This window comes from Sphingobacterium sp. UBA3549 (assembly GCF_002376635.1).
In the GTDB taxonomy this organism is placed as follows: Bacteria; Bacteroidota; Bacteroidia; order Sphingobacteriales; family Sphingobacteriaceae; genus Sphingobacterium.
Genome location: NZ_DFOE01000002.1, coordinates 222,307 through 246,364, shown reverse-complemented (window position 1 = coordinate 246,364; position 24,058 = coordinate 222,307). Strand labels below are relative to the sequence as shown.

Genomic DNA, 24,058 nt, shown 5'->3' with positions numbered 1-24,058 from the left:
ACTAACTAGAATTAATGAAATTAAGTTGTTTTTCACAAGCGACCAGAACCCTTTTATGGCTAGTTTTTGCTGTCTTACTCCAGCTGGGCCAGAAGGTAAATGCGCAAACAGTAACCTATTCCGGGCGCAATGTTCCGCTAATGGATGTGCTGCAGGCTATCAAGATTCAGACGAATTATGAGGTGCTCGGAACCAAAAAAATGTTGGAATCGGCAAAGCCAATTTCCATCAAAGCGGACAAAATGCCCCTTAAATTATTTCTTGATAAAATATTAAGTCCGCAGGATATCGGCTATACAATTGAATCGAAGACAATTTTCCTGGAACGGAAAGCTAGTCCACCGAAAGCTGAACCCAGAAGCCTTCCACAAGGGGGAAAACCATTGCAAAAGCAGATCCGGGGGCAAATCCTGGGAAAAGACCGGGTGCCTCTTTCCGGAGTGAATATTTCACAAATGGGTAATACCATTGCAGTAGCCGATCAAGAAGGGCGTTTTTCCTTTGTTGGCACAACGCAACCGCTTACATTAAGTCGGGTTGGTTATAAAAACTTCACCCTCGCTTTGATTGAAACTAAAGACGATTATAGCATCGTGATGGAAGAAGAGGCAAATGCACTGGAGCAAGTGGTTGTTACAGGTTATCAAGTGCTAAAAAAAGATTCCTATACGGGAACCGCGATTACCAAAAGCGGTGATGAACTGCGGCAGGTAAATCCGCAAAACGTGCTACAAGCGATGCAGGTATTCGATCCATCGTTTAAATTACTCGACAATAATCTTGCGGGCTCCAATCCGAATGCCTTGCCAAATATCAATGTGCGTGGATCGTCGTCACTGCCTACTGGTAGCGGTGAGGTATTACGAAGAGATAATATTACGACGGCCATCAATATGCCGGCGTTTATTTTAGATGGTTTCGAAGTCAGTGTTCAAAAAGTGCTCGACCTTGATATGACCCGAATAGAGAGTGTTACAATTTTGAAAGATGCGGCGGCGACAGCGATCTATGGCTCTCGAGCGGCCAATGGCGTTATGGTCATCACAACCAAGATGCCTAAGGAAGGTAGACTGCAATTGACTTATACGCATGAAAGCAATGTAAATACACCTGATCTTACAGGATACAGTTTATTACATGCAAGCGATAAATTAGCTTATGAGAAATTAGCAGGACTATATGATCCGGTCATACAGCAGCGATCAAAAGAAGAGCTGGATGAAAAGTACTATAACAAATTAGCGAATGTATTGGGTGGGGTAGATACGTATTGGTTGTCCCAACCCGTTCGCACTGCGATTGGACAAAAACATGGCCTTTACGTTCAAGGTGGAGCTGAAACTTTCCGCTATGGTGTAGATTTACGTTATCAAACTCGACCTGGGGTAATGAAGGGTTCAGGACGAGATCAGTATTCTGGAGGCTTAAATTTTACGTACAATGTGAAAAATAAGCTCCGATTTCAGAATGAACTTGCGGTAACGATAGTGCGAGGTACGGAATCCCCTTATGGCTCATTTTCTGAATACGTGAATATGAACCCATATTATCGAATGACTGACGACAACGGCAATATATTACAAGAAGTGGATACATGGAACCGGCGCACAAACGAGGGTAACTTTAATCGAGAAGTTGTATTAAATCCACTTTATAATGCAACATTAAATAGTTTTAATAAACTCAGCTATACCGAATTGCTGAACAACTTCTCAGGGGATTTTGATTTGGGTAATGGTTTGCGCTTACGTGGTCAGGTCAGTTTATTAAAACGCCTCAACGCAAATGACAATTTCCGCTCACCGTCGGCAAATGATTTTTATACCTATGCTACTTCCCGTACAGACGAAAAAGGCAGCTATGAAAGTTATTCAAATAACGAATTGTATTGGGATGCCAATCTACGCTTAAACTGGATGCGTACCCTTGATAAACATAATTTTAATATTGTTGGAGGTACTAATATCCGCACAGAAAACTTCGATGAGCGTTCATTCAAGGCGATAGGATTTCCAAATGACAGATTTACTAGTATAGGATTTGCTAAAGGTTATGAAGAGGGGGGAAGTCCTGCAAGTAGCATCAGTGCTTCACGATTATTTGGTGTGTTTTTAAGTTCAAATTATTCCTATGACAACCGTTTTTTGTTTGACGCCACATTTCGTATGGATGGTTCATCAAAATTCGGAGCGAATAGACGGACAGCCCCATTTTGGTCGACTGGTATTGGATGGAATATGCATAAAGAATCGTGGTTCAGCAATGACGTCATCAGTCAATTAAGATTAAGAGCAACGGTGGGTCTTACAGGATCGGTACAATTTGATCCATATATGGCCCGTACCACCTATAGTTATGATAAAAGCAATTGGTATTCATCGGGCTTGGGGAGTTCGGTTAGGAATTACGGAAATGAAAACCTGACTTGGCAAAAAACACAAAACACGGATCTTGGGATCGACCTGGGGCTTTGGAAGGATCGTTTGACGATATCGCCACGTTATTATTATAAAATTACACGGGATATTTTAGCTGATATTAATCTAGCTCCTTCGACGGGTTTTAGTTCATATAAGGAGAATTTAGGTGATCTGGAAAACAAAGGTTTTGAAATTAATGCAAATTGGATTCCGATTCGAAATGAGCAGTGGACCCTGAGTTTGATGGCAAACTTGGTCCGAAATAGAAATAAGATTGTCCGGATATCAAATGCCCTAAAAAGCTATAACCAGCGGGTCGATGAGGCTCAAGAGGGAGACGATTTAAAAGCTGTACCGTTATTGCGCTATAACGAGGGACAATCTTTGGATGCAATTTATGCTGTTCCCTCATTAGGTATTGATCCAGAAAGTGGAAAAGAGGTATTTCTGAAAAAGAATGGTCAATTAACGTATGATTGGGATTCACGTGATATTGATGTTGTTGCTGTGGCAACGCCAAAACTGGAAGGATTTTTTGGTGGAACTTTGCGGTATAAACAATTTATGGTGGTGGCCTATTTTCAAGCTAGGTTTGGTGGAAAAACCTATAATCAGACGCTGGTTGACCGCGTCGAAAATGCCGATCCACGCTATAATGTGGACAGTCGCGTGTTAGCGGAAAAATGGAAAAATCCTGGAGATGTAACTTTCTACAAAAGCATTCAAGATCTTGGCCAAACCCGTGTTTCTTCACGCTTTATTATGCCCGATAAATTGTTGGCCCTTCAATCGTTTAATTTATCATACGATGCCCGTAAAGAGTTTGCTAAAAAATTGGCCTTATCTAGCCTACGTATAGGTGTCATAGCTAATGATTTGTTCCGTTGGTCTTCCATTAAGGTGGAACGAGGGATTACTTATCCTTTTGCACGAAGTGTCACGTTTACCCTTCAGGCTGGTTTATAATCGAAAATATAAGAGTAGACAATATGAAAAATATTCATAAAATTTTAATACTGATATCCACATTGAGCTTATTTTCCTGCGCTAAATGGTTGGATATACAACCAGAAAGTGATGTAGACAAAAATGTGCTTTTTTCTACTGAGGATGGGTTTAAAGAGGCATTGTTAGGGGTATATACGCGTGCGTCAAAAAGTGACTTGTACGGATTGGAATTGACCATAGGAACGCCAGAAGTTTTGGCTCAAAATTATGTCATGGCCAGTGGTGATAAATTAAGGTACGAGGAGACTAAAAAATTTAAATATCAAGACGCTAATTTTATTACTAGGAAGGATAACATTTGGAAGGGTCTGTACAATGGGATTGTAAATTCGAATTTAATTTTAGAAGAGATCGATAAGAAGCAGAAACTATTTGTAGGCAATAACTACGCATTAATTAAAGGAGAAGCTTTGGCATTGCGGGCTTATCTTCATTTTGATGCGCTTCGACTCTTTGCTCCTTCTCCGATGCTAAATAACAAGTCCGATGCCATTCCTTATGTAACAAGCTATTCGAATAAATCAACCAAGCTTTCTACGGTGGCGCAAGTGCTAGACTCAGCAATTCGAGATCTGGAAATAGCTAAAAATCTCCTTAAAGTAGACCCAATTAGGCAGCCTTCTTATTTAATAGGCTACCCAATTATAACGGATACTTTAAAAAATTCAGAGTTAAATAGCAGTGAGCTGTTTTTACAAAATAGAAGACACCGATTGAATTATTTCGCTGTTTGTGGTTTGCTGGCTAGGATTTATTTGTATCAGGGCGATCAAGTGAAAGCCTTAGCTAATGCCAACGAGGTTATCAATGCGAACAAATTTCCGTGGACCAATAAAACAGATTTTTTGGCTTTAGAAGCTGATAAGAAAGATCGCATTTTTTATAAGGAATTGCTTTTTGCTTGGTATATACCTGCCATGAGTGGAACTTATAATAATGACTGGTTTGTGGACGGAACGGTCGGGATGTATTTGGACGAAGATGAAACGCGAACCATCTATAATGTTGCTGGCGATGGGGGCACGGATATACGATTCACCCAGTGGTTTGAAAGCAGGAGTTTGGGCACGCAACGTGCATCTACACTTCTGAAGTTTAGGAGAAATTCATTTAGTGACAGTTTTAGCGCTAATCTACATTATTTGGTCGCTCCGGCGATCAAATTAAGTGAAATGTATTATATCGCCGCTGAATGTACTTATGACAGTAATCCTACTAAAGCGCTAGCATTAGTGGATGAGGTGAGGGAACACCGCGAGATCGGGAAAAAATTGCAAGTAAGTACAAAGAATCAATTTATCAGCGAACTAGTCAAAGAATACCGAAAAGAAATGTATGCTGAAGGGCAATTGTTTTATCTCTATAAGCGGTTGAATTTACCAATCAATGGCCAACATGGTGAGGTTATTCCGGCTAAACAGGAAATTTTTGTCTGGCCGCTTCCTGATGATGAGATTATTTATGGACAACGTTAAAAGATAATTACATGAAATTTAACCCTATTTTATTTATGTTATTAGGCCTGCTCTTGCTGTTTTCTTGTAAAAAAGCAAGCTTGATAACCTACGGCCAACCAGCAAACGTCTATTTTGACCTGAATGATGTCGATCGGGATAGTATCATTTACACCTTTGCTTATGATTTGGAAAAATCGAGTGATACAGTTTACGTTCCCGTAAAGGTTATGGGGTATCGCGAGGCTAAACCTCGAAAATATGAGGCCTATGTTGTAGCTGATTCATCTACGGCTAAAACAGGAATACATTATGACAAACTGGAGACGGCATATACCCTAAAGGCAGAAGAAGGCCGAACTTACTTGCCCATTATTGTACATAATGTAAAGGATCTGGAGCATCGTGCTGTATCATTGATCATCAAATTAAAAGAAAATTCAGATTTCGGTATCCGAAATCCAGATCTTATTCGTGTCAAATTGGTTTTATCCGCAAAATTGGAGCGCCCAAGTTGGTGGGACAATTGGTTGAATAATTATTCTCAAGTGAAACATCAGTTATTTTACATTGTAACTGAGCAGAAGTCGCTAACCACAAATGGCTTAGATGCCCCTAAAAATCTATATTTCGTCAATCTTTTACTAGCTATGTTGAACGATCCATTTAAATGGGTCAACGATCATCCGGAAAAAGGTTATGCACTAACTACAAAAGATAATGGCGAAACATATGATTTTTATCCTATTAATAATCCCGGTAGGAAAATATTAATTAAGAGAAATAATTCCACTGGTAAGTATTTCTTTATTGATGAAAATGGAAAGGAGGTGAGATAACATGAAATTCAACAAACTTAAGCTAACTGCAATAATTAAATATAGTTTTATCCTTTTAATTTGCACCTTTTTTTACGGTTGTTACAAGGATAAGGGGAATTATTCGATACATATTCCCAATGAACCTATTGTTCAGGGATTGGATACAGTCTATGAAGTACGCGTCGGGGATAGTTTGATCATTAAACCGAAAATAACGGGTGTAGAGCTAAGTAATCTATCGTACGATTGGCAAATTAGTGCGCCAGAGGCCATTGGTCCAGAGGCAAATCATTACAGCGGGGCGACTTTGCGCCTGGCGTTTGGGCTGGGAGCAAATCGATATAAGGTGAGGTTTACCATTTCAGATCTTAGCAATAATATGAAGTATTTCCATGATTTCTATATTCAAGGAATTACTGAATTTTCCAGAGGTTCACTTGTGCTGTCCAACGACAAGGGCGTAAGCAAACTTACTTTCATAAAACCTGATAACTCGATTTTGCCAAACATTTATGAAATTATTAACAATGAGGTGTTGCCATCAGAACCGCTTCACATTATTTATGCCAATCACTCCATTGCCAATACTCCATTAGCGTATTGGTATATAGGAAAGCATGGAGGGGTTCGCATGACTTTGGAAGAGCTTAAAAAAGAAAAGGTTAAACCCGGTACACTGAAAGAAAACTTTTTCTTACCACCAGAAAATATCGATGTTGGGGATTTGCAAATGTATGAGCAAGGGGTGCTGCTTGGGGTTATCAATGGTAAATTTTATGGTGGGGCTACCAGCACCTGGAATCAAAGTAATACTTACGGCATGTTTGGAACACCTGCAGATGGAAATTATGTGTTGGCGCCACAGTTTATTATTACGAAGGTACAAAATGACCATTTCATTACAGCCTATGAAAGTAACAAGAGACAGTTTGTACGGGTTAATCTGTATGGGGGTGCGATGTATTTTGGTACGCAATACAGTACGGTTGGCAGAGAAGTATTTGATCCGACTAATGTGAAAATGGATCTTATGCAAATGGTACAGATTAATAGTACGGATATTTATGCGTATATGAAAGATGATGCAGGGAAAATATATGAACTTAAATTTAAGACCGATTTTATGCGGGAATTTAAGTTTGAGGCATTACAGAAAAAGCTGTTTTCTCATTCCGAGTGGATACATGCAGATACAAAAATGGTGGCGAGCCGTGTAGGCTATATTTATATAGCTTATCAAGATAAAGTATTTAGATATAACCCATTGAATGAACAAGTGCAAGAATTGCAAATGGCTTTCAAATCAACAGTTACATTACTAAAATTGGATGAAAGTGAGGATACGCTGATTGTTGGCGCCGGAGGATCGCTTTACTACTTAGCTGTACAGGTTGGAAAAAATGGCGAGCTTGTCAAGAAAATTGATGGGATTCCAGGCGATTTGGTGGATATAACTTGGAGAAAGTAACATTAACAAAATATTTAAATAACTCAAATAACTCAAATAACTCAAAAAACGATGAAAATTTTAAAAATTGTGCTATTCCTGTTCGCTGTTAGCCCTTTTGGGCTGTACGCACAACAAGGCGGCTTTTACATAAAAGGAACTTCACCAAAAGCTTTTAATGGTAAAAAAGTGTATCTAGATTATACAAAAGACGGATTTCCAGTCTCGGATTCATCGGCTATTGTGGATGGAAAGTTTAGTTTCAAAGGAGCTGTTGAGGAGCCTGCTTACTCCAGAATGGTGTTTGATCAGGACGGTAAAGGTAAATTGATCGCACAAAATATCGGGGATCGGTTATACTTTTATTTAGGCAATGAAACTTACAACATAGCTATCAAAGATTCGCTGCGTACTGCTGCCATAAAAGGATCGCCGCTGCATGATGCTTACGTTTCTTATTTAAAGGAAATTGGCGGTGGTTTCATGGATATCATTGATGCGGGGAATAAAGCTTTTGGGGCTGTGAAACAAGATGCTCCTGATGCCAATGAGCAGTATAAGGCTATCCATGAGCAGTTTGAAGCGCGGTTTGAAGCACGACGGGTTAAAGAGTTGGCTTTTGCTGCCAAAAACCCCAATTCGATCTTTGCGGTGGATGCACTTATTGATGCGGCCAATAAACGTAAGCTCAGTGAGATCGAACCGCTATTTTTAAAGCTGTCCAAAGAGGTGCGTCAAACCACGAATGGGAGACAGCTGGAGGCTCGTTTCTTGGCGGAAAGAAGTGTGAAAATTGGTCATAAAGCACCTGATTTTTCACAGCCCGACACCCAGGGAAAAATGATCAAGGTATCGGACTTTAAAGGCCAATATGTGCTGATCGACTTTTGGGCGAGCTGGTGTAGCCCCTGCCGTGCCGAAAACCCTAACTTATTGAAGGCCTACAACAAATATAAAAGTAAGGGGCTAGAAGTACTTGCAGTCTCTTTGGATGATACAAAGGGGAAAAATGCCTGGTTAAAAGCGATCAAAGATGATGGTTTGCCCTGGGTACATGTCGCAGATCTAAAGGGCTGGAGCAATGAGGCCGCGGTATTGTATGGTGTGCGTGCTGTACCGCAAAATTATTTGGTAGATCCTCAAGGAAATATTGTTGCTATCAATATCAAAGGTGAACTGTTACACCAGGAGTTGGCCAAAATTTTTGATAATTAATGGTCAGATACGCCGTATTGTTATTCCCTTTAATTCTAAAAGGATAATATTTTTGGAAGAAATGGCAATATCGAGGAGCATCTGTATCGCTGATTATGTTTTAAGGCTAGGGATTGGATTCCCTAGCTTTTTTATTTCGTTGTTTCTGTTAACAATTTAAGCATGCTTGCCGCATAGTTTTTACCCAGCTTTCGGTATCCAGCGGGGCTGAAATGCAATCCATCGCTTATCCCTTCGCAGCCTGCGGAGGATATAATATGGGCTGTCGGTACAGTGGCGGGCAAAGTTTGGATGATGCTGTTCATACTTGCGCATTTGCCACCGGCTTCGGTCGATAGGAGTTCGCCTGCAAGTAGGGGCACTTCATCTGCTCTCAAGTGCAAATCGCGTAATAGATTTTCATATACTTTTTTCACTTTATTAGGCCATTGGCGATCGCCAGTATTGGATTCGCCCTGATGAAGTAAGATGCCTTTGATGACACCTTTCTGTTGTGCTATCTTGGCTAATGCTACAAGTCTTTGATACGGATTATTGTCATAAGCTGCAAGCATGGATTTCATCCACTCCGGTGCTTTTGCAACATAGCTGGCCGTGCTGTCTTGATCAAATAACTGTATATGACAACCACCTACCGAAACGTTGACGACACCGATCTCGATATTTTGAGGAAGATTTTCTGTAAGCGTTCTGCCAAAATAATCTGCAGGTGTAAGTCCCGTGTGGCAGCGCGCGAGCGGTGCACGGGCGGGAGCCCACTTGCCATACTGCCTTCCCAACTCGGGACAGTCTACTGCCGCAAGTACATGGAACCGACTATTGGTGATGGTATCCTGTGGTTCGAATTGGCCATGCCCCTCCATATTGGATTGTCCAAAACAAAGGTATATATGAAAGTTTTTGTCTTGGGCGAAAGCTGCTGTTCTTAAAACGTTCCCCAGCAGGAAGATGAACAGCAAGATTTTAAATGGTGTTTGTCGCATCGTGGAGTTTTTTATATTTCTAAAATTAACATATTTCGCGGTAAGCACAGCTTACCGCGAAAAGATATTATTTAGTTCATCGCTATAAATTTGAATTTGAACAATTGACAGGATGTACCGTAGTAGTCCCAAAGCTGCAGGTTGGAGTTCCCATCCATTGTACAGCTGGGGATATCCCATCCGCGTGTGGCATCGACTTTTGATACGATTTTGTAATATCCATTTGCTACAGCAGTTACCTTCCATGTCTGAGCATCATTGCTGTAATTCTGCCAGAGGCGGATGGAGGTTCCGAGTGCATTGCTGTTACTGGCTAGATCAATGCAACGATTGCTCGCACTCGCTTTGGATACAAAGCGCCAATATCCGTTACCGGCATCGATCGCTACCCATCGCTGTGCATTTGCACCATTTCTAGTCCATGGTCTGAGTACAGCACCATCGGCATCCTGACCTGATTTTAAATCAAGGACTTTGTTGGCGTCGGTTTGGAATTCAATCTCGTAAATCCCATTATTGACCAGACTAGTGACATTGCAGTTAGACATCGGATAATTGGAGGCTGCATATTGCTGAAACCATTGTTTGCTTGGTGCTGCACATGCTTCCCAATCGTTGTTGTAGGCTGTGCCACCATTGGGATCTCCTTTGTGGAGCAGATTGTCCGGAGCAAGAAGATTCCAGCTCACATTGCCGGACTGATCCACGATATACTTTAAATTTGCTCCAAAGCCATTGCCACCAGCGGTACCTGTGGAACCTGTACCGAAGGTACCATATCCTTGTGGAGCCCAGTCTGTCTCTGTAATCGCGATCGGCGCAATGTCAGCAATAGGTTTCACGTTAGTATTCCAGGCACTTTGAAAGGCTTGATAGGTATTGACACCACCCCAGTACCCTGGATATATATGTACCGCATAGCCGATGTTACCACCGGTAATCTGGTTATTGACATAGCCTTGGTAATGGGACTGCCAACCGGTACCGGGTATCCAGCATACGTTATTGGCACCGTTGTTACGGATAATATTTACCAATGGCTGGAAGAAATTTTTCAGTGCAGCGAAATGCTCGTTGCCAGTCATCCCCCAGGTACCATTTGTTCCCAATATTTCAACGGGCTCGTTGGCCAACTCAAACATCACATTGTCTGCATTCTTCAGTGAAGCGTGTTGCGAAAGAAAAGTCCATACCGTCTTAAGATAAGTATGATACGCATCGTTTACTGCAATACGGTGTGGGCATACCCCCGGCGGACGTAAGATAACATACATACCTCGGCTACGGGCGTGATTGATCAAAGGAATAATAACCTGGTTGGTGTAGGTAACCAAGCGATTATAGTTAAACCTGGAGATGTCGTTTTCAGGAATGGGCGCTCCTGGATCGTTGGTCCAATAAGGGTCGATGTGGAGACGAATGTAATTCAGGTACCAACCATCGGCTGCACTGGTGAGTTTGTCAATGACGGCTTTGTTGTAGTTGAGGGCACCTTGTACATTGTAGTTATCCCAGGTACAGTACCCTGAGTTGGCACCGTACTGACAGCCGTTGAACCATGGGCTTGGAGTAATGGCGACCCCATGAAGGACGATGTTGTTATCGCATGGATCTTTGAGGTACTTTCCTCCTACATGTAATGTTGGAGTTGGGCGAGGCCAGTTTGTAACGGCTTGCGCAGAAACATTGGATTTAAGACTTCTTTCGGATTCGCTGGTTAGCGTTTTTTCTTCCAGCCGCGAACAGCTGAAAAGGAAGGTCATTAAAAAGACCACCAGTAACCACATGTTGTTTGTTCTCATAATTTAAATATTTAAGGGTGATTAATGATCTTATTTTTTAGCTACCAATGCCTCGGCCACTGCCTGATAGGCTGGCTTTCGGACAAATCCTTCGGTCCATAAACCAATCGGCTCTCCGCGACGCCAGAATGAACTCTCCTGATCGGGGCTATCCAATGGGCTCCATATGGTAATACCGTACTGCTTATCCTTTGGAATGATTTCGAGATATTTCTCAACGACATATCTGTACAGGTCAGCTTGTTTCTGATACATTTCAGCCGTGGCATTGCTAGTCTTGATGCCATTTCCTAAGCCAATGTCCAGCTCGGATACTTTGATCACCTTACCTGTGGAGGCCAATAGATTGAACATACTGACGATATTGTCTTTGCTGGTATTGATATCAATGTGCATCTGGGTGCCGATCCCATCTACTTTAACACCTTTGCTTTCGATGTAGCTGACATACGCGATTAGCCCCTTACATTTGTCGCCACTGCCTTCTAAGCCATAATCATTGATGAATAGGAGATCGTTGGCATTGCCATATTTGCGGGCAAGCTGGAAGGCTTTTACGGCATAATCTTTCCCTAAGTAATCTTGCCAGTAGAATTCGTCATCCGCCAGATCGGTCTTTCCGATTCCGGTCTTTAAGGCATGTTGGTCTGGCCAGTCGGACATCGGTTCGTTGACGACATCCCAAGCTTTGATGTAACCTTTGGTTTTTTCCAGCATACCAGCAATAAATGTCTCCAGCGCTTTGGTCAGTATGGCTTCTTTCTCGGCAGGGCTTTTCTCTATCGTGCTGCCTCCAGGACTGCCATAACCCTCACCATCTGCTGACTGTGCCCTAGTGGAGTTGTTTCCCCAGCCAAACCAGCCATCAATATTGTTTTCAAAATCACTGTTGGCAATAAGGCTTGCCGAACTACCTGTTTTTGTCAGCACGACTTTGTCGATGAAAATAGTTCCATCATATTGACCAAAATTGATGATAAAACGGTTACGCGCTGCAGTTGCGGTCACTTTGAGTTCGTATTCCTTGTAGCTTGTTGTTAATGCCAATGAACCCATATTGTCGCCCGTATAATTGGAGGTGCTCTGTAGATCGATACCAATGTTGCCCGCTTTACTGCCCCTGGCTACAATCTTCAATACATATTCTTTCCCTATTTCCGTTGGGTTAATGTCTGTGGCAGTCTGTGCTTCCCAGGCATTGACAACAGAGGGATTGCTCATTTTTAGTGCATGGCCCGCTAGAGCTGGTCCTCCAGAACCTGGTATAACCACAGGAGCGATTAACTTATTCAGGTAGGCGGCATTCTGTCCCGAATGCCAGCACAACGTGTGGCCATACAGTGCCATGTTGTTTTCCTGTGCAGCTGTGATCAGCTGTTCTACACGAGATAGATTCAGGCTTCCGTCGGCTTGCACAATGGAACCATGCTTCATTTCATAGCCCATGACCATTTCTTCAAAATTTAGGTTGGATAAGCGGTAAAGCACCCCTTTATTTAAATAGTCGTTTATATTGAGCGCCACACCCAGCTTAAATCTGGGGTTGGCTTGCTTATCCAAATAACTTTTTAATGGGTTGTAAGCATTGATATCTTCCTGCGCTAGTACTTTCTCCGGTTTGTCGACGGCGTATTCCAGGGCATGATATTTGGAACATGAACTCCATACGGCGCCGAGCGAAAGTAGGATGACGATAGTTTTATTGATTTTTTTCATCGCGGTTCATAATTGATTTGATACTACTTTTTAGTGGGTGTAAAAGTTTCCATTTTGACAGATCTGTCCCGCATCACGAGGGTATCCTTGCTTGTGACACTCATTTGTGCCATATCGATCGTATAGGATAGATAAAGTGCATCTCTGTCTGCATTGCCCCAGCTATTTTTTTCGCCCCGTTTGACAAACTTTCCGGTCCCTGACGCGGATACACCCGCGCTGCCCGAGCTAACGCTGCAATTGTTATCATCATCAAAAGTTAAGTTCAGATTCACATTGATATTAACATCATCAGTTCCCTTAAAAGATAGCGGCAAAATCGACTTTTTAAGTGCTGCTGTGCTGACGCTTTTGACTTCATCTTTTTCGACATAAGCCTGGTGCCTGACAACATTTTTAGTTAAGTTGCTGTTAGCACCTTTGCCCACGATTTGGTCGGTGCCCCGGCGGAGATAGTTGCCGTGCCAAGGATTGATATATTTGAGTGCATAAAAGATAAAATCTTTTGGCGCGACATCCCAATCGGATGCGATAGCCCTATTGGCTGTCTGTAAAGAAGTTTTACCGGATAGTATAGAATCAGCATTGGCAACTTTTGTCATCCTTAGAGGAAGTACGTAATAGGTTTCCAAGGATTTAGGGTCGGCAAAAAATGCGTCTGTCAGCTGTACCTCTACACCGCCCGTGAGGCTACCATTTGGTATGCTGATCTGGTTGCTGGCAAGTTGGTAGTAACTGGTCGGCAAAGGTGTGATCGACTGCCCATTCGGGTAGCTGAGTCCATTTGTGAGGCTGTTGTCGACAACGAAGTCAATACGAATATCTTTCTTGTTGTTATACACGCCGCCCGTAGTCGCCATGACTTGAACCTTATGTTGATTGTCGAGGGTGTTGTCAAAGATGTCTTCGCCCAGCGTTACCGTTCTGACGGGTGTCTGATAGGCGAAGTATACCGATTGAAATTCAAAGTCTGGGAACTCCCAGTCATTATTTTTGCAAGACGCCAAGCTAACTAAGGCCATCGCGTAGAGGATATTGATCTTTTTCATCGTGTGCTTGTTAAGTTTAATTCCAACCTATATTTTGTATAAGATTACTGTATTTAAGTACCTCACTGTAGGGGATTGGGCCATAATTCATATAGTTTTCATAGACTCTATTTTCTACAGGTATTTCGGTATAGTTATTATTAGTGATGCTTATTCCCTTGGCGGCGACATTGATGTCCATTTTCCAACGGCGGATATCCCAAAAGCGAAATCCTTCAAAGCAGAGCTCCAGTCGGCGTTCGTTTCGGATCAGCTGCCGCATTTGATCTTTATTGTTTTTTACTTGCTCGAGGTATGGATCACCATTGTTGGTGCCTACACCTGCACGCCTGCGGATAGCTTTGATGATATCGTATGCAGAGAACGTAAAGGTTCCCATGCCGGTAGGTCCCCAAGCTTCATTAGCAGCCTCGGCATAGGCTAGATACATTTCTGTCATGCGTATACGTGCGTTGAAATGCATTTGCTGGGTTGAAGATGATGGATTGAGATTGACATCCTGACGTAGGAGCTTTTTCAGGTAATACCCCGTCCGTGTGGAGGTTTCCACTTTGTTTAAGCCGTCATTTGTTGGACTATTGGCTGTTGTATTGATCGCTGTGTTGCTGACCCCCGCTGTTGCTCCATTGACAATGATATAGGTTTTCAACCGGGGATCCCTTTTGTCGTAAGGATTGGCCGTATTATAGGCCGAATTGGCATCGCCAATGGGATATCCATTCTCCATGGGGAAGGCATCGACCAGGTTCTGTGTCGGGTTGAGTCGCCCTCTGCCAAATAATGTGGGCGGAAAATGGTCTTGCTCCATACTATTGCTATTTCCTTTGTCGGTGCGCCAAAGAATTTCGGCCGGATTGGATCCGGAGGTCAGGCCATCGACCACATCTTTATTGTACCAGGTAAATCCTTTAGGATCGATGCCACTGGCTCCACCTTTGGCTTGAATGACCTGTCCTGCATAGTTTGCGGCTTGTTCCCAAGTGGTTTTGCTCCCTTCACTGTACGCTGGACTTGCAGCCAGCAGCGCTGCTCTGGCTCGAATAGCTTGTGCGATGCGTTTGGTCATCCGTAGTTTAAATGTAGCGCCAAATACACGATTGTAATCATTGGCGTTTATGGATCCTGCATATTTGGCTGGAACCTGACCATCGCTAGTTATATTTTCGTAATCCATTGGTAGTAGGTCTTCTGCATTTTTTATATCATCGTACAACTGTTGCATACAGGCTTCAAATGAAGCTCGAGGTTGATTGAAATCCGAATTGACGGTCTCGGGAGTCAAATGAATAGGTACGCCCAGTATTTCCCCTGTACTTGACTTGCCGGCATGCGCTTGTAGGAGATGGAACATAAATAGCGCACGAAGACCGTAGGCTTCGCCTTTCATCCGGTCGTTGAATAGGGCGCTGACTTTTGGTTCCATTGCCCATTCTACCTGATCGGTTAAGGACAGAAAATTGTTTAGATATTGTATGGCTGCGTAGCTGTTTCGCCATTGATCGAAAGGGTTGTTTATGCTTGTCCACTGTCCGGTTGCCGTTTTTAGAAAAGTATTGTTCTTGTCGTTGCTCACGGCATTGTCGGTTGCTACATCGTCAAAGCTGTAACTGTTGCTCGGAATCCGGTTATATCCATTTAGGAGCAGTCCCTGGGCATACAAAGGACGGCTATTGGCTGTTTCAATTTCGAGATTGTTCTCTAGAGCCGGCTCAAACATATCTTCGCAGGAAGAAAATAACAGGCTGCTCAGGATAGCTATCGTTAGTATTTTTTTCATCATTCTCTTTTTAACTATTCATGATTAAAATAAAGCCTTTAGACCGACGTTGAAAAATCGGGTTTGGGGCGCTTGTCCAATATTCAATTGCATGGTTTCTTTTTCCTTTGCAATCATCAACAGATTGGATCCATTGGCATAAATTCCCAGTTCATGGATGAATTTGGAGCTGAGTATACGTTTGGGAAAATCATAGGAAAGCTGCACTTTGGACAGATTTATACGATCGTTCTTATAAAGCCAAAAGTCTGAACTTCTAAAGTTATTATCGCTGTTGAAAGTGGTTAGGCGTGGATAAGTTGCGGTCTCCTTGGTCGACTCGGTCCAACGGTCACGCACGGCCACCGAATATTTATCCTCTGCATCTACCCAAAAATATGAACTGTTTTTCATGGCCTTGGCACCGAATTGGCCTGTAGCAGCTGCAAATAGGGTAAAGTTGTTCCATTTCACTGTTAGGTTCAGTCCTAGTGTAAGTGGCGACCCCGCCCATCCGCCTTTGCCCAAATATACTTCGTCTCGTGTATCGATGGTGCCGTCTCCATTTTGATCTTTATACTTAATATCCCCTGGCTTTACTTCCCCAAATGAAGAGAAGGCCGAATTGTCGATATCGGACTGGCTCATATAGAAACCGTCGTGCTGTAAACCCCACAATGCATCGAGCGGCTTTCCGGCTCTATTTTGATAGCTAAACTGATAGAGTTCGTCCCTCTTGACTGCTTTTGTTGTATAATACATGCCATTGAAACCCAGCGATACAAAAGTTTGGTTGATCTGTTTGTTCAGATTGATGCCGAAGTCAATTCCCCGGCGTTCGTCAATGTTATAATTGATATAGGGAAGATCCGAGTAAACAGGCCAACCTGTCATGAAATACATGGGATATTGTGTTGTAGCCTGTACCAAACCGCCGCTCATACGATTAAAAAAGTAAGCGGTAGTGAAGGTGATCAGGTTATCGTAAAGTCCTCCTTCCAGGGCGACATTAAATTCCTTGCGTTTTGGAAACTTCATGCTTGGATTGTCCCCTCTTCGTCTGTCAAAAGAGTGCACCAATGCACCATCTGCCCAGCTATACCAAGCTCCGTCGTTGTAGGTGTAATAGCCTTGATAAAGGAAATAATCGCTAATGTCCAGATCGGTGTTTAGAATACCTGCTGAAGCGGACAATCTTAACTCGTTGACGATACTACTGTTGGCGAGGAAGTTTTCTTTTGACAAACGCCAGGCAAGTGCCAGTGTTGGGGATAGGGCTTGCCTGTTTCCCTGTGGTAATTTTGCAGAGTGGCTGTAAGCGCTACTAAAGTCAACATAATATTTGCTTGAATAGTTGTAGCCTAATTGTAGCCCTAGGTTAGCATTGCTGACTTTATGATAGCTGCCGGAGGCAGCGATCTGAAATGCATTGGCCAAAAGGATTGCCGAAACATGGTGGTTGTTATTGTAGGTGCGGTTAAAGTTTAGGGAGCCATTGAGTCCGATGGTCTGCCGATAGGTACTGCTGCTGATATTCTGGATACCTGAAATGCGGTCATCGCCATACTTTGTGAGGCTACTGATTCGATCTTTTCCATCGTAGTTATTCCATGAAGCCTGATACACCGCATAATTGTTGTTGTAAGACTGGTTGTAATTTGACTGATAGTCCACGGCGAGGTTAGTTTTAAAAACAAGGCCTTGCAGTATATTTTTCAAGTCAAAATTCAAACCCGTATTAAATTGAAACTGCCGGTTGAGATAACGATTTGTGCCACCGGCGTAAATATTTGCAAAAGCATTGGTTTGGTCAAGCTGACTTCCCCCCAGGAGATATTTGCCATCGATAAGAAAATTACTGTTGTTGACATAGACCATCGAGTTGATGTCTCCTTCTTCAATCATATCAATCGGGATGAGTGGGGAGAAGCGATGTGGCCGTATCGTGGCCGCTGCATCCCAATAGTTTGCATTTACTCCTTTTAAAACATAGAAACTGGCTGCTGCATCTACATTTAATGAGATGAGGTCGCTGACTTTGACATCTATATTACCGCGCATATTAAATCTATTGGCACCACCATTTTTTTTCGCTTGTCCAAAATTGAGCATAGAACCTTCTGACCAGAATCCAAAGTTGGTATAGTATTGCGCCCGCTGGTTGCCCCCCGATATTTCGGCAGTAGCATCGTAGCGGTTGTAATGATCTTTAATATAGTCCGATGAATAGTAATCGACGTTAGGGTAGCGAAAGGGGTTTGTTCCAGCTGCATGCTGATAGATCGTTTCAGCACTATAAAGCGGTGTTAACCCATCATTTTGTCGGGCTTCGTTATACAATGTCATATATTCTGCTGAGCCTAAATATTGCGGATAGCTTATCGCAGCGTTGGTACCAGCATTCGCCCTGATTTTGATCTTCTGCCCCCCGGCCGTTCCACGTTTTGTGTTAATGCTGATGACGCCTTTGGCCGCCCGGCTCCCATAAAGTGCAATGGCATTGACTCCTTTTAGCACACTGATCTGCTCAATCTCTGTGGGCATCACATTGTTGGCATCGCGCGGAAATCCATCCACTAAGACCAGATAACCGCTCATTCCCCAAATATTTCCATTATAACCTGGAATAAATGCGTCGAGATTTTCTAGACTGTAGGTATTATAGCTCTTATCGAGCAATTGAGGAATATTGATGGTCTGCACATTGCCCATGAGATCATTTTTATGAACTTTGCGGAATGCGATTTGTACAATTGATGTACTATCTGTGCCGCTACTGTCTGGACTTGCGACTGTCAAAAATTCCCGGAATATATTTTTATCTGTTATAACGTTTGGATCATGTGATGCTTTGGCCATTCCTTCAGTGGTGGCGATCGAGCTTAATCCAAGACATAGTGCTATCGTTAATTTTTTGTACTTCATTTTTTGAATGATTAAATGAAAACTTGTTACCAGCCTGGGTTCTGATAGAACTCGGGATACATACTGACATCTCTGACTTTTAGTGGCAACCAGTAGTGTTTGCTCGTGAATTTGCGCTCCAAAATGATATTTTCTTGAATATTGACGACGCGATTTTGAGACGGATCTTGGTTGTTAAATACGCCTGCTCGATCAAAGGAAACCGCTTTTTTTAAGGTGTAAGGCGCTTCGGTCAATAACAACCAGCGGCGCAGATCATTAAAGCGGTGCCCTTCGAAAGAAAGTTCGACAGCACGTTCGCGGCGTAACTCGGAAAGCAGGGATTCGGCAGAACCGAGAAACTTACTGTCCACATGTCCCACGCCAGCCCGGTCGCGTACGATATTGATTGCGTCGACCGCAGTTTTACCATAATTGTCTGCTTTGCCCGTAGCCGAATTGGAAGCCATCATGGCAGCTTCTGCATACATCAGATAAACATCGGCAAGGCGCATGTAAGGGACGTAAATATGGAGCGTGGTTCCGTAACTATAGGCTTGGTCATATTTATTGGCTGTCAAAGGGATAAATTTACGTAAGACGTAGCCTGTCTGACTACCGGTACGGGTATCTCGATAGCTTCCGCCTGTATATAGGTTGGCGTTGCGGTTTTTTTCTTCTGATGCGGACATGTTGCCCTGAACTACTTTTGTGCCGTCAAAAATGATATCCTTATAAAAACGTGGATCCCGATCTTTCCAAGGATATTCGGCATTATATCCCGACTCCGAGTCGGACTTAGTAATGTCCTTTATCGGTAAGCCGCTTTTCATGCCATAGTAGTCGACATAATTTGCGGTTGGATTGAACTTAAGGTCGCCATCTCCGACCTCCAATGGGATATATTGTTTGCTCGTCCCCCAGTTAGATGCCCATGCATCAATGTAAGGCCCTCTGAAAATAGCTTCTGTGCTGCCGGGCATGGCCCAGTTTTGTCCGGTAGTATAAAAGTTTAAATGGATATTCGCTAGCGGTACCAGCGCATAATTTGTCTGGCCGCTTTCGACCAGAGAAAGCAATTCGCCAAAGGCTTGGGCAGCTTTTTTACAATAATCGGCGTGATAGGTTTTACTTCCTGTAGACTGAAAGTTCATCAACGGACTACCTGCCCAAAGGTAGTTTTTGCCAAGGTAGGCCAGTGCCATGATCTTATTGATGCGCAACTGGTTTTTACCCAGCGTACGTTTTCCGGCAGTAGTATTGTCCCAGTCGATGGGTAAAAGGTTTGCCGCTTCCCTAAAATCGGCTGCGGCAAGATCTGCACAGGCCTGATAGCTCAGTCGTGGTAACCGGAGCTTCTCGTCGCTCGGAAGTACATAATTAATGTAGGGCATACCGCCAAAATATTCCATCAGCCGGTGGTGAAACCAACCTCGGAAAAATAACAATTGCCCCTTGATCAGATCCTTTTCTTCTTGTGTTGCTTCGGTCAGTTTATCGATGTTTTCTAAGCCTAAGCTTATTTTGCGAAGCCCAAACCATGAGGCGCTCCATAGGTCGCGGAAGGCACGGTTGGCGAATACATCGTCGTTTTTGGTGGTGAAATCACCCTGATCCATCCAACCGGCACCCCAACCATCAAAGTCTCTTTGCCAACCCCAAAAATTACCTTCGTCTATTTTGTTGACGAAATGAAAATTGTTTGCTGTGGAAGTTATTTCATCTTCGCCCCAGTTCCAGGAGTTGGTCCAGTAGTTGTTGCTGAAATTGACTACACAGTTATACAGCTCTTCGGTGTACCCCTGGAAGTTTATAAAATTTTTAAATGCTTCTTTGGATGATACGTTGGACTGCTCTTCTTTATCTAGATATTTATTGCAGGAGAGTAATGATGTGGATGACCACAGCACACCAGTTATAAAGATTACCTTGAAATATTTTTTCATCTGTCTAATTGCTTTAAAAAGTAATGTTTGCACCTAGATTAAACCGTTTTACAGTAGGATATGCTCCTTGGGAGGCCCAGCCTGTACCGGCGTAATTGGATTCTCGGTCATCGGGCATTTTCGACCAGAATACTAAGTTGTTGCCGTTTAGGAATAGGCGCAGATTCTGTAGCCCCATGCGCTTGATTACGCTCGATTCACGATTAAAATTGTAGGCTATTTCAGCGGTCTTTAATCGAATGTATGAGCCATCAAACATATACCTGTTGCCGGCGTTATAACTGCTCGGTTGCGATAGCCAGCGTGGGAGTGGCACATCGGCATTGATATTATCCTTTGACCAATAGGAGCCTTCATCGTAGGCCAGATTAAGCTGTCCCGAGAAACTATTGAAGACAACCTGCCGGGTGACATTATTGACAGCATACCATTGCGTCATGACACTGAAATTTTTCCAGTCGAAGCCAATTGTACAGTTGTATGTATTTTGGGGAACCGAAGGAAAGGCATAAGGTATATTATCCTTGGCATCAATAATACCATCACCGTTATAATCCAAGATGTGATAATTACCGGGAAGCTTTGCAAGATCATTGCTTTCGTGAATGGTGCTGCCATAAAGTTCGTCCCAAGTATTGTAATATCCCGAGCTCACGTAGGAATAGGTTTGATTTACCTGTTTGTTATCCGGTTTCTGATATTCTGGTAGCAATTCAGCTGCATCAGCATTGATGACTTTATCCTTAGCATGGGTAAAATTGATATCAGCCCATATTCTCCATTCGGTATTGAGTTGCTTATTAAATTTAAGTTCAACTTCATAACCTTTATTTTCTACCTCTCCAAGGTTGGCCGTTGGGGCCTCAACACCAAAATAGGATGGAATAGACCGTCCGCTACCGGTAATAAGCACATTCGTCCTGTGATCTTTGAAGAAATCTACCTTTCCGGAGATCTGTCCATTGAAAAGTCCAAAATCGACACCGAAGTTTAGCTTCTTGACTTTTTCCCAGCGGATATTTGGATTTCCCAGTATATTTTCTTTATACCAGATGTACGGACTGGTATTTCCATCGGAGTAGGAGAACCGACCGTCGACACCCATTCCTGAAGTACCGCCATAAGCCCATTGCGTAAGATAGAGAAATTGCCCACCACCACTGTCGTCACCAATATCACCATAAGAACCACGCAGCTTTAACATACTCAAAAAGGATAATGGTTTTAAAAACTCTTCTTCTGAAACTAACCAACCAATACCTCCTGAGTTAAAAAAAGCAAATCTATTTTCAGGTGCGAATTTTTCTGAACCGGTATAAGCACCGTTATATTCGAGCATATATTTGTTTTTATAGTTGTAGGTTGTACGGAATACCCAGTCTTCCCGATAGGAAGGAATAGTACTGCCTTTTCCGTATTGATTCCGGTTGACTAATCCCATAGCCGAAATATTGTGGTTTTGAGCAATGGTAGTTGCATAGTTTAATTGCAACTGATAAAATAATCTTCTATAAGTGAGTCTGTCGTCAACAAATCCTGCTCCTGTTGTCCAGTCAATCCCTTCCACAAAATCAAATCTATTGGTGCCATCGAAAGGGATCTGGTAAGTCGGAAGTCCAGTTTTGGGATCTATCCACTTGCTCTGTGTGTTATTATTCGCGTCGTTGATACCGCGGTTGGCTTCCACAAAGGTGTTGTCCAGTGACAGCGTTCCACGTACATTCAGTCCTTTTGTCAAAAATTTGAGGTCTTGTTCTAGTGTAAAATCGGTTGTGATTCGGCTGGTGGTTGTATACTCTGTTCCACTGATGGCCAGTACACGTGCGGAGTTTATTCCCGCATTCGGATTTGGCGCATTGAATCCCCAGGTACCATCCGAATATCGTGGATATATTACATCGGGAGCTACGGTGTAGGCTGCAATCCAATAGGAATAATTGTTGCCGCCGCCAAATGGACTTTTTCGGACACCACGGGAGCCCGCTAGATTTGTTGAAAATTTGGTCGTTGGCGTAAGCTGGAAATCCAGATTTGAGCGCACATTAAGGCGGTTGAAGCCATAGCCTGCTTTATAACCCCTGGCGTTTTCAAATTGGCGGAACATATCGCCTTCATAGAGGTAATCCGCGTTAGCAAAGTATTTGACAAATGGGGTGCCACCGGCAATATTAATACTGCTGTTTTGTGAAAACGCTTGACTTCTAAAGAGTTCCTTCGCCCAATCGGTATTTACATAGCGTTCTCTTTCGGTTTGATCTACCGGGAAACGATATTTATTGATAATATCCTGCGGTGAATAATCGGCCCAACTTGTAGGGTTGATGCCCAATTCATACTCAATCACCTTATTGCGTAGCATCAATGCATCATAAGAATCCATTTTGCCTGGAAGCTGGGAAACGGTCTTTACAATGTTGTTGACGGTACCCCTTATCATCATTTGTCCTTCTTTACCCCGCTTAGTGGTAATTAAAATAACGCCGTTTGCCCCTCTAACACCATAGACAGCAGTTGCCGAGGCATCTTTTAGTACAGAGATTGTTTCAATAGAACTGATATCTACCGCGGATAACGGCCTTTCCACACCATCGACCATCACTAAAGGGTCGGTATTATTCCACGTGCTACGGCCGCGGATCACGATACGAGGATCCTCTTCACCAGGCATACCAGTACTTGCAGTGGTAATTACGCCCGGTAGATTGCCTGTCAGTGCGGCACCTACGCTGGAAACACCTCCTGCGCGCTCAAGAATTTTACCGGAAGTCTGCGTAATAGCTCCTACAACGGTCTCCTTTTTCTGACGACCGTACCCGACAACTACCGTTTCTTCGATTTCGATTGACTGATCGGTTAACTGTACTTCAATGGTGTTTTTATTGTGGATATCGACTTCTATTTTGCCATATCCTAGCTTAGAAACAGTCAACAAAGTGTTATCTGCCGGGACCTGGATTGTAAATGCTCCATTATCATCAGTAGCCGTGGCCAGCGATGTGCCTTTTACCCGAATGGATGCACCGCTCACTTTTTTATGGTTACTATCGACGACAATGCCCTTTATCTGTCTTTTGGCCTGTGCAAAGAGTGTTGCTTGCCCCACGTAAAGTAGGAAAAGCAGTAAAGTGAATGGTTTAGCTATACCCCATAGCTTTTTCCAACGCCTTACTCGTGTGATTTTATATGTAATCATCATCGCATTTTTGGATTGATAAATAGGTTGAAGAATTATTGGTTAAATGTTCTTTAATTGGCGTGATACTTTTGTATCCCTATCCCCTTAGCTCATATTGATAGATATGAGGGGACAGTCAAGGATCATCAGATACTGTCATAAATTGTATATTATAATTGGTTAAATTCTCTATTATAACTGTTTCGCAACCGGTTGCATGGTTGAGATGCAATTTCCAACACTAGGAGATGCCTTTCAAATCAGTTTATAATTGTAAATCAAAGCTAGCCAATGTTAAATTTTTTGGATAGCAAGAATGTTTAAATGAAGGAAAATAATGTCAAAAATTGCCATCCATACAG

At 42.8% G+C, this 24,058-nt stretch carries 13 protein-coding genes; 5 read left to right on the top strand and 8 right to left on the bottom strand.

Annotated features, from left to right (window positions below; translation table 11 throughout):
• Positions 1 to 14: 14 nt before the first annotated feature.
• The 5 genes from B2W36_RS01910 to B2W36_RS01890 are packed head-to-tail and all read left to right on the top strand — an operon-like array spanning position 15 to position 8,365.
• Positions 15 to 3,386 (top strand): SusC/RagA family TonB-linked outer membrane protein, encoded by a 3,372-nt coding sequence (locus B2W36_RS01910; RefSeq protein WP_293886268.1) that lies wholly within the window; start codon positions 15 to 17, stop codon positions 3,384 to 3,386.
• A 23-nt stretch (positions 3,387 to 3,409) separates the two neighbouring features.
• Positions 3,410 to 4,903: a RagB/SusD family nutrient uptake outer membrane protein gene (locus tag B2W36_RS01905; protein ID WP_293886267.1), complete on the top strand. Its 1,494-nt coding sequence runs from the start codon at positions 3,410 to 3,412 to the stop codon at positions 4,901 to 4,903.
• An 11-nt stretch (positions 4,904 to 4,914) separates the two neighbouring features.
• The gene (locus tag B2W36_RS01900; protein WP_293884967.1) at positions 4,915 to 5,721 is read left to right on the top strand and encodes a DUF4843 domain-containing protein; all 807 of its coding nucleotides are present in this window, start codon (positions 4,915 to 4,917) and stop codon (positions 5,719 to 5,721) included.
• A gap of 1 nt (position 5,722) precedes the next feature.
• Positions 5,723 to 7,171 carry a PKD-like family lipoprotein gene (locus B2W36_RS01895; protein ID WP_293886266.1) on the top strand — a complete coding sequence of 483 codons (1,449 nt, stop codon included), beginning with the start codon at positions 5,723 to 5,725 and terminating at the stop codon, positions 7,169 to 7,171.
• Between the two features lie 51 nt (positions 7,172 to 7,222).
• Positions 7,223 to 8,365 (top strand): TlpA disulfide reductase family protein, encoded by a 1,143-nt coding sequence (locus B2W36_RS01890; RefSeq protein WP_293886265.1) that lies wholly within the window; start codon positions 7,223 to 7,225, stop codon positions 8,363 to 8,365.
• A gap of 131 nt (positions 8,366 to 8,496) precedes the next feature.
• On the opposite strand, the gene B2W36_RS01885 is transcribed toward B2W36_RS01890, so the two are convergent.
• The 8 genes from B2W36_RS01885 to B2W36_RS01850 form a co-directional block, all read right to left on the bottom strand.
• Positions 8,497 to 9,348 (bottom strand): sialate O-acetylesterase, encoded by an 852-nt coding sequence (locus B2W36_RS01885; protein ID WP_293886264.1) that lies wholly within the window; start codon positions 9,346 to 9,348, stop codon positions 8,497 to 8,499.
• Positions 9,349 to 9,419: 71 nt separating this feature from the next.
• Entirely contained in the window at positions 9,420 to 11,150 is a 1,731-nt protein-coding gene (locus B2W36_RS01880; RefSeq protein WP_293886263.1) for an RICIN domain-containing protein, read from the bottom strand.
• A gap of 30 nt (positions 11,151 to 11,180) precedes the next feature.
• Positions 11,181 to 12,866 carry an endo-1,4-beta-xylanase gene (locus tag B2W36_RS01875; protein WP_293886262.1) on the bottom strand — a complete coding sequence of 562 codons (1,686 nt, stop codon included), beginning with the start codon at positions 12,864 to 12,866 and terminating at the stop codon, positions 11,181 to 11,183.
• A 23-nt stretch (positions 12,867 to 12,889) separates the two neighbouring features.
• Positions 12,890 to 13,915 carry a DUF5627 domain-containing protein gene (locus B2W36_RS01870; protein ID WP_293884973.1) on the bottom strand — a complete coding sequence of 342 codons (1,026 nt, stop codon included), beginning with the start codon at positions 13,913 to 13,915 and terminating at the stop codon, positions 12,890 to 12,892.
• A 16-nt stretch (positions 13,916 to 13,931) separates the two neighbouring features.
• On the bottom strand, positions 13,932 to 15,692 hold the full coding sequence (locus tag B2W36_RS01865) for a RagB/SusD family nutrient uptake outer membrane protein (protein ID WP_293884974.1): 1,761 nt from the start codon (positions 15,690 to 15,692) through the stop codon (positions 13,932 to 13,934).
• 24 nt (positions 15,693 to 15,716) lie between these two features.
• A complete protein-coding gene (locus tag B2W36_RS01860) occupies positions 15,717 to 18,596 on the bottom strand; it encodes a SusC/RagA family TonB-linked outer membrane protein (RefSeq protein WP_293886261.1) in 2,880 nt (959 codons plus the stop codon).
• Positions 18,597 to 18,622: 26 nt separating this feature from the next.
• Positions 18,623 to 20,521, bottom strand: coding sequence for a RagB/SusD family nutrient uptake outer membrane protein (locus B2W36_RS01855; protein WP_293886260.1), 1,899 nt, complete (start codon positions 20,519 to 20,521; stop codon positions 18,623 to 18,625).
• Positions 20,522 to 20,534: 13 nt separating this feature from the next.
• Complete coding sequence (locus B2W36_RS01850) at positions 20,535 to 23,717, bottom strand: SusC/RagA family TonB-linked outer membrane protein (protein ID WP_293884977.1); 3,183 nt, start codon at positions 23,715 to 23,717, stop codon at positions 20,535 to 20,537.
• Between the last annotated feature and the right edge of the window lie 341 nt (positions 23,718 to 24,058).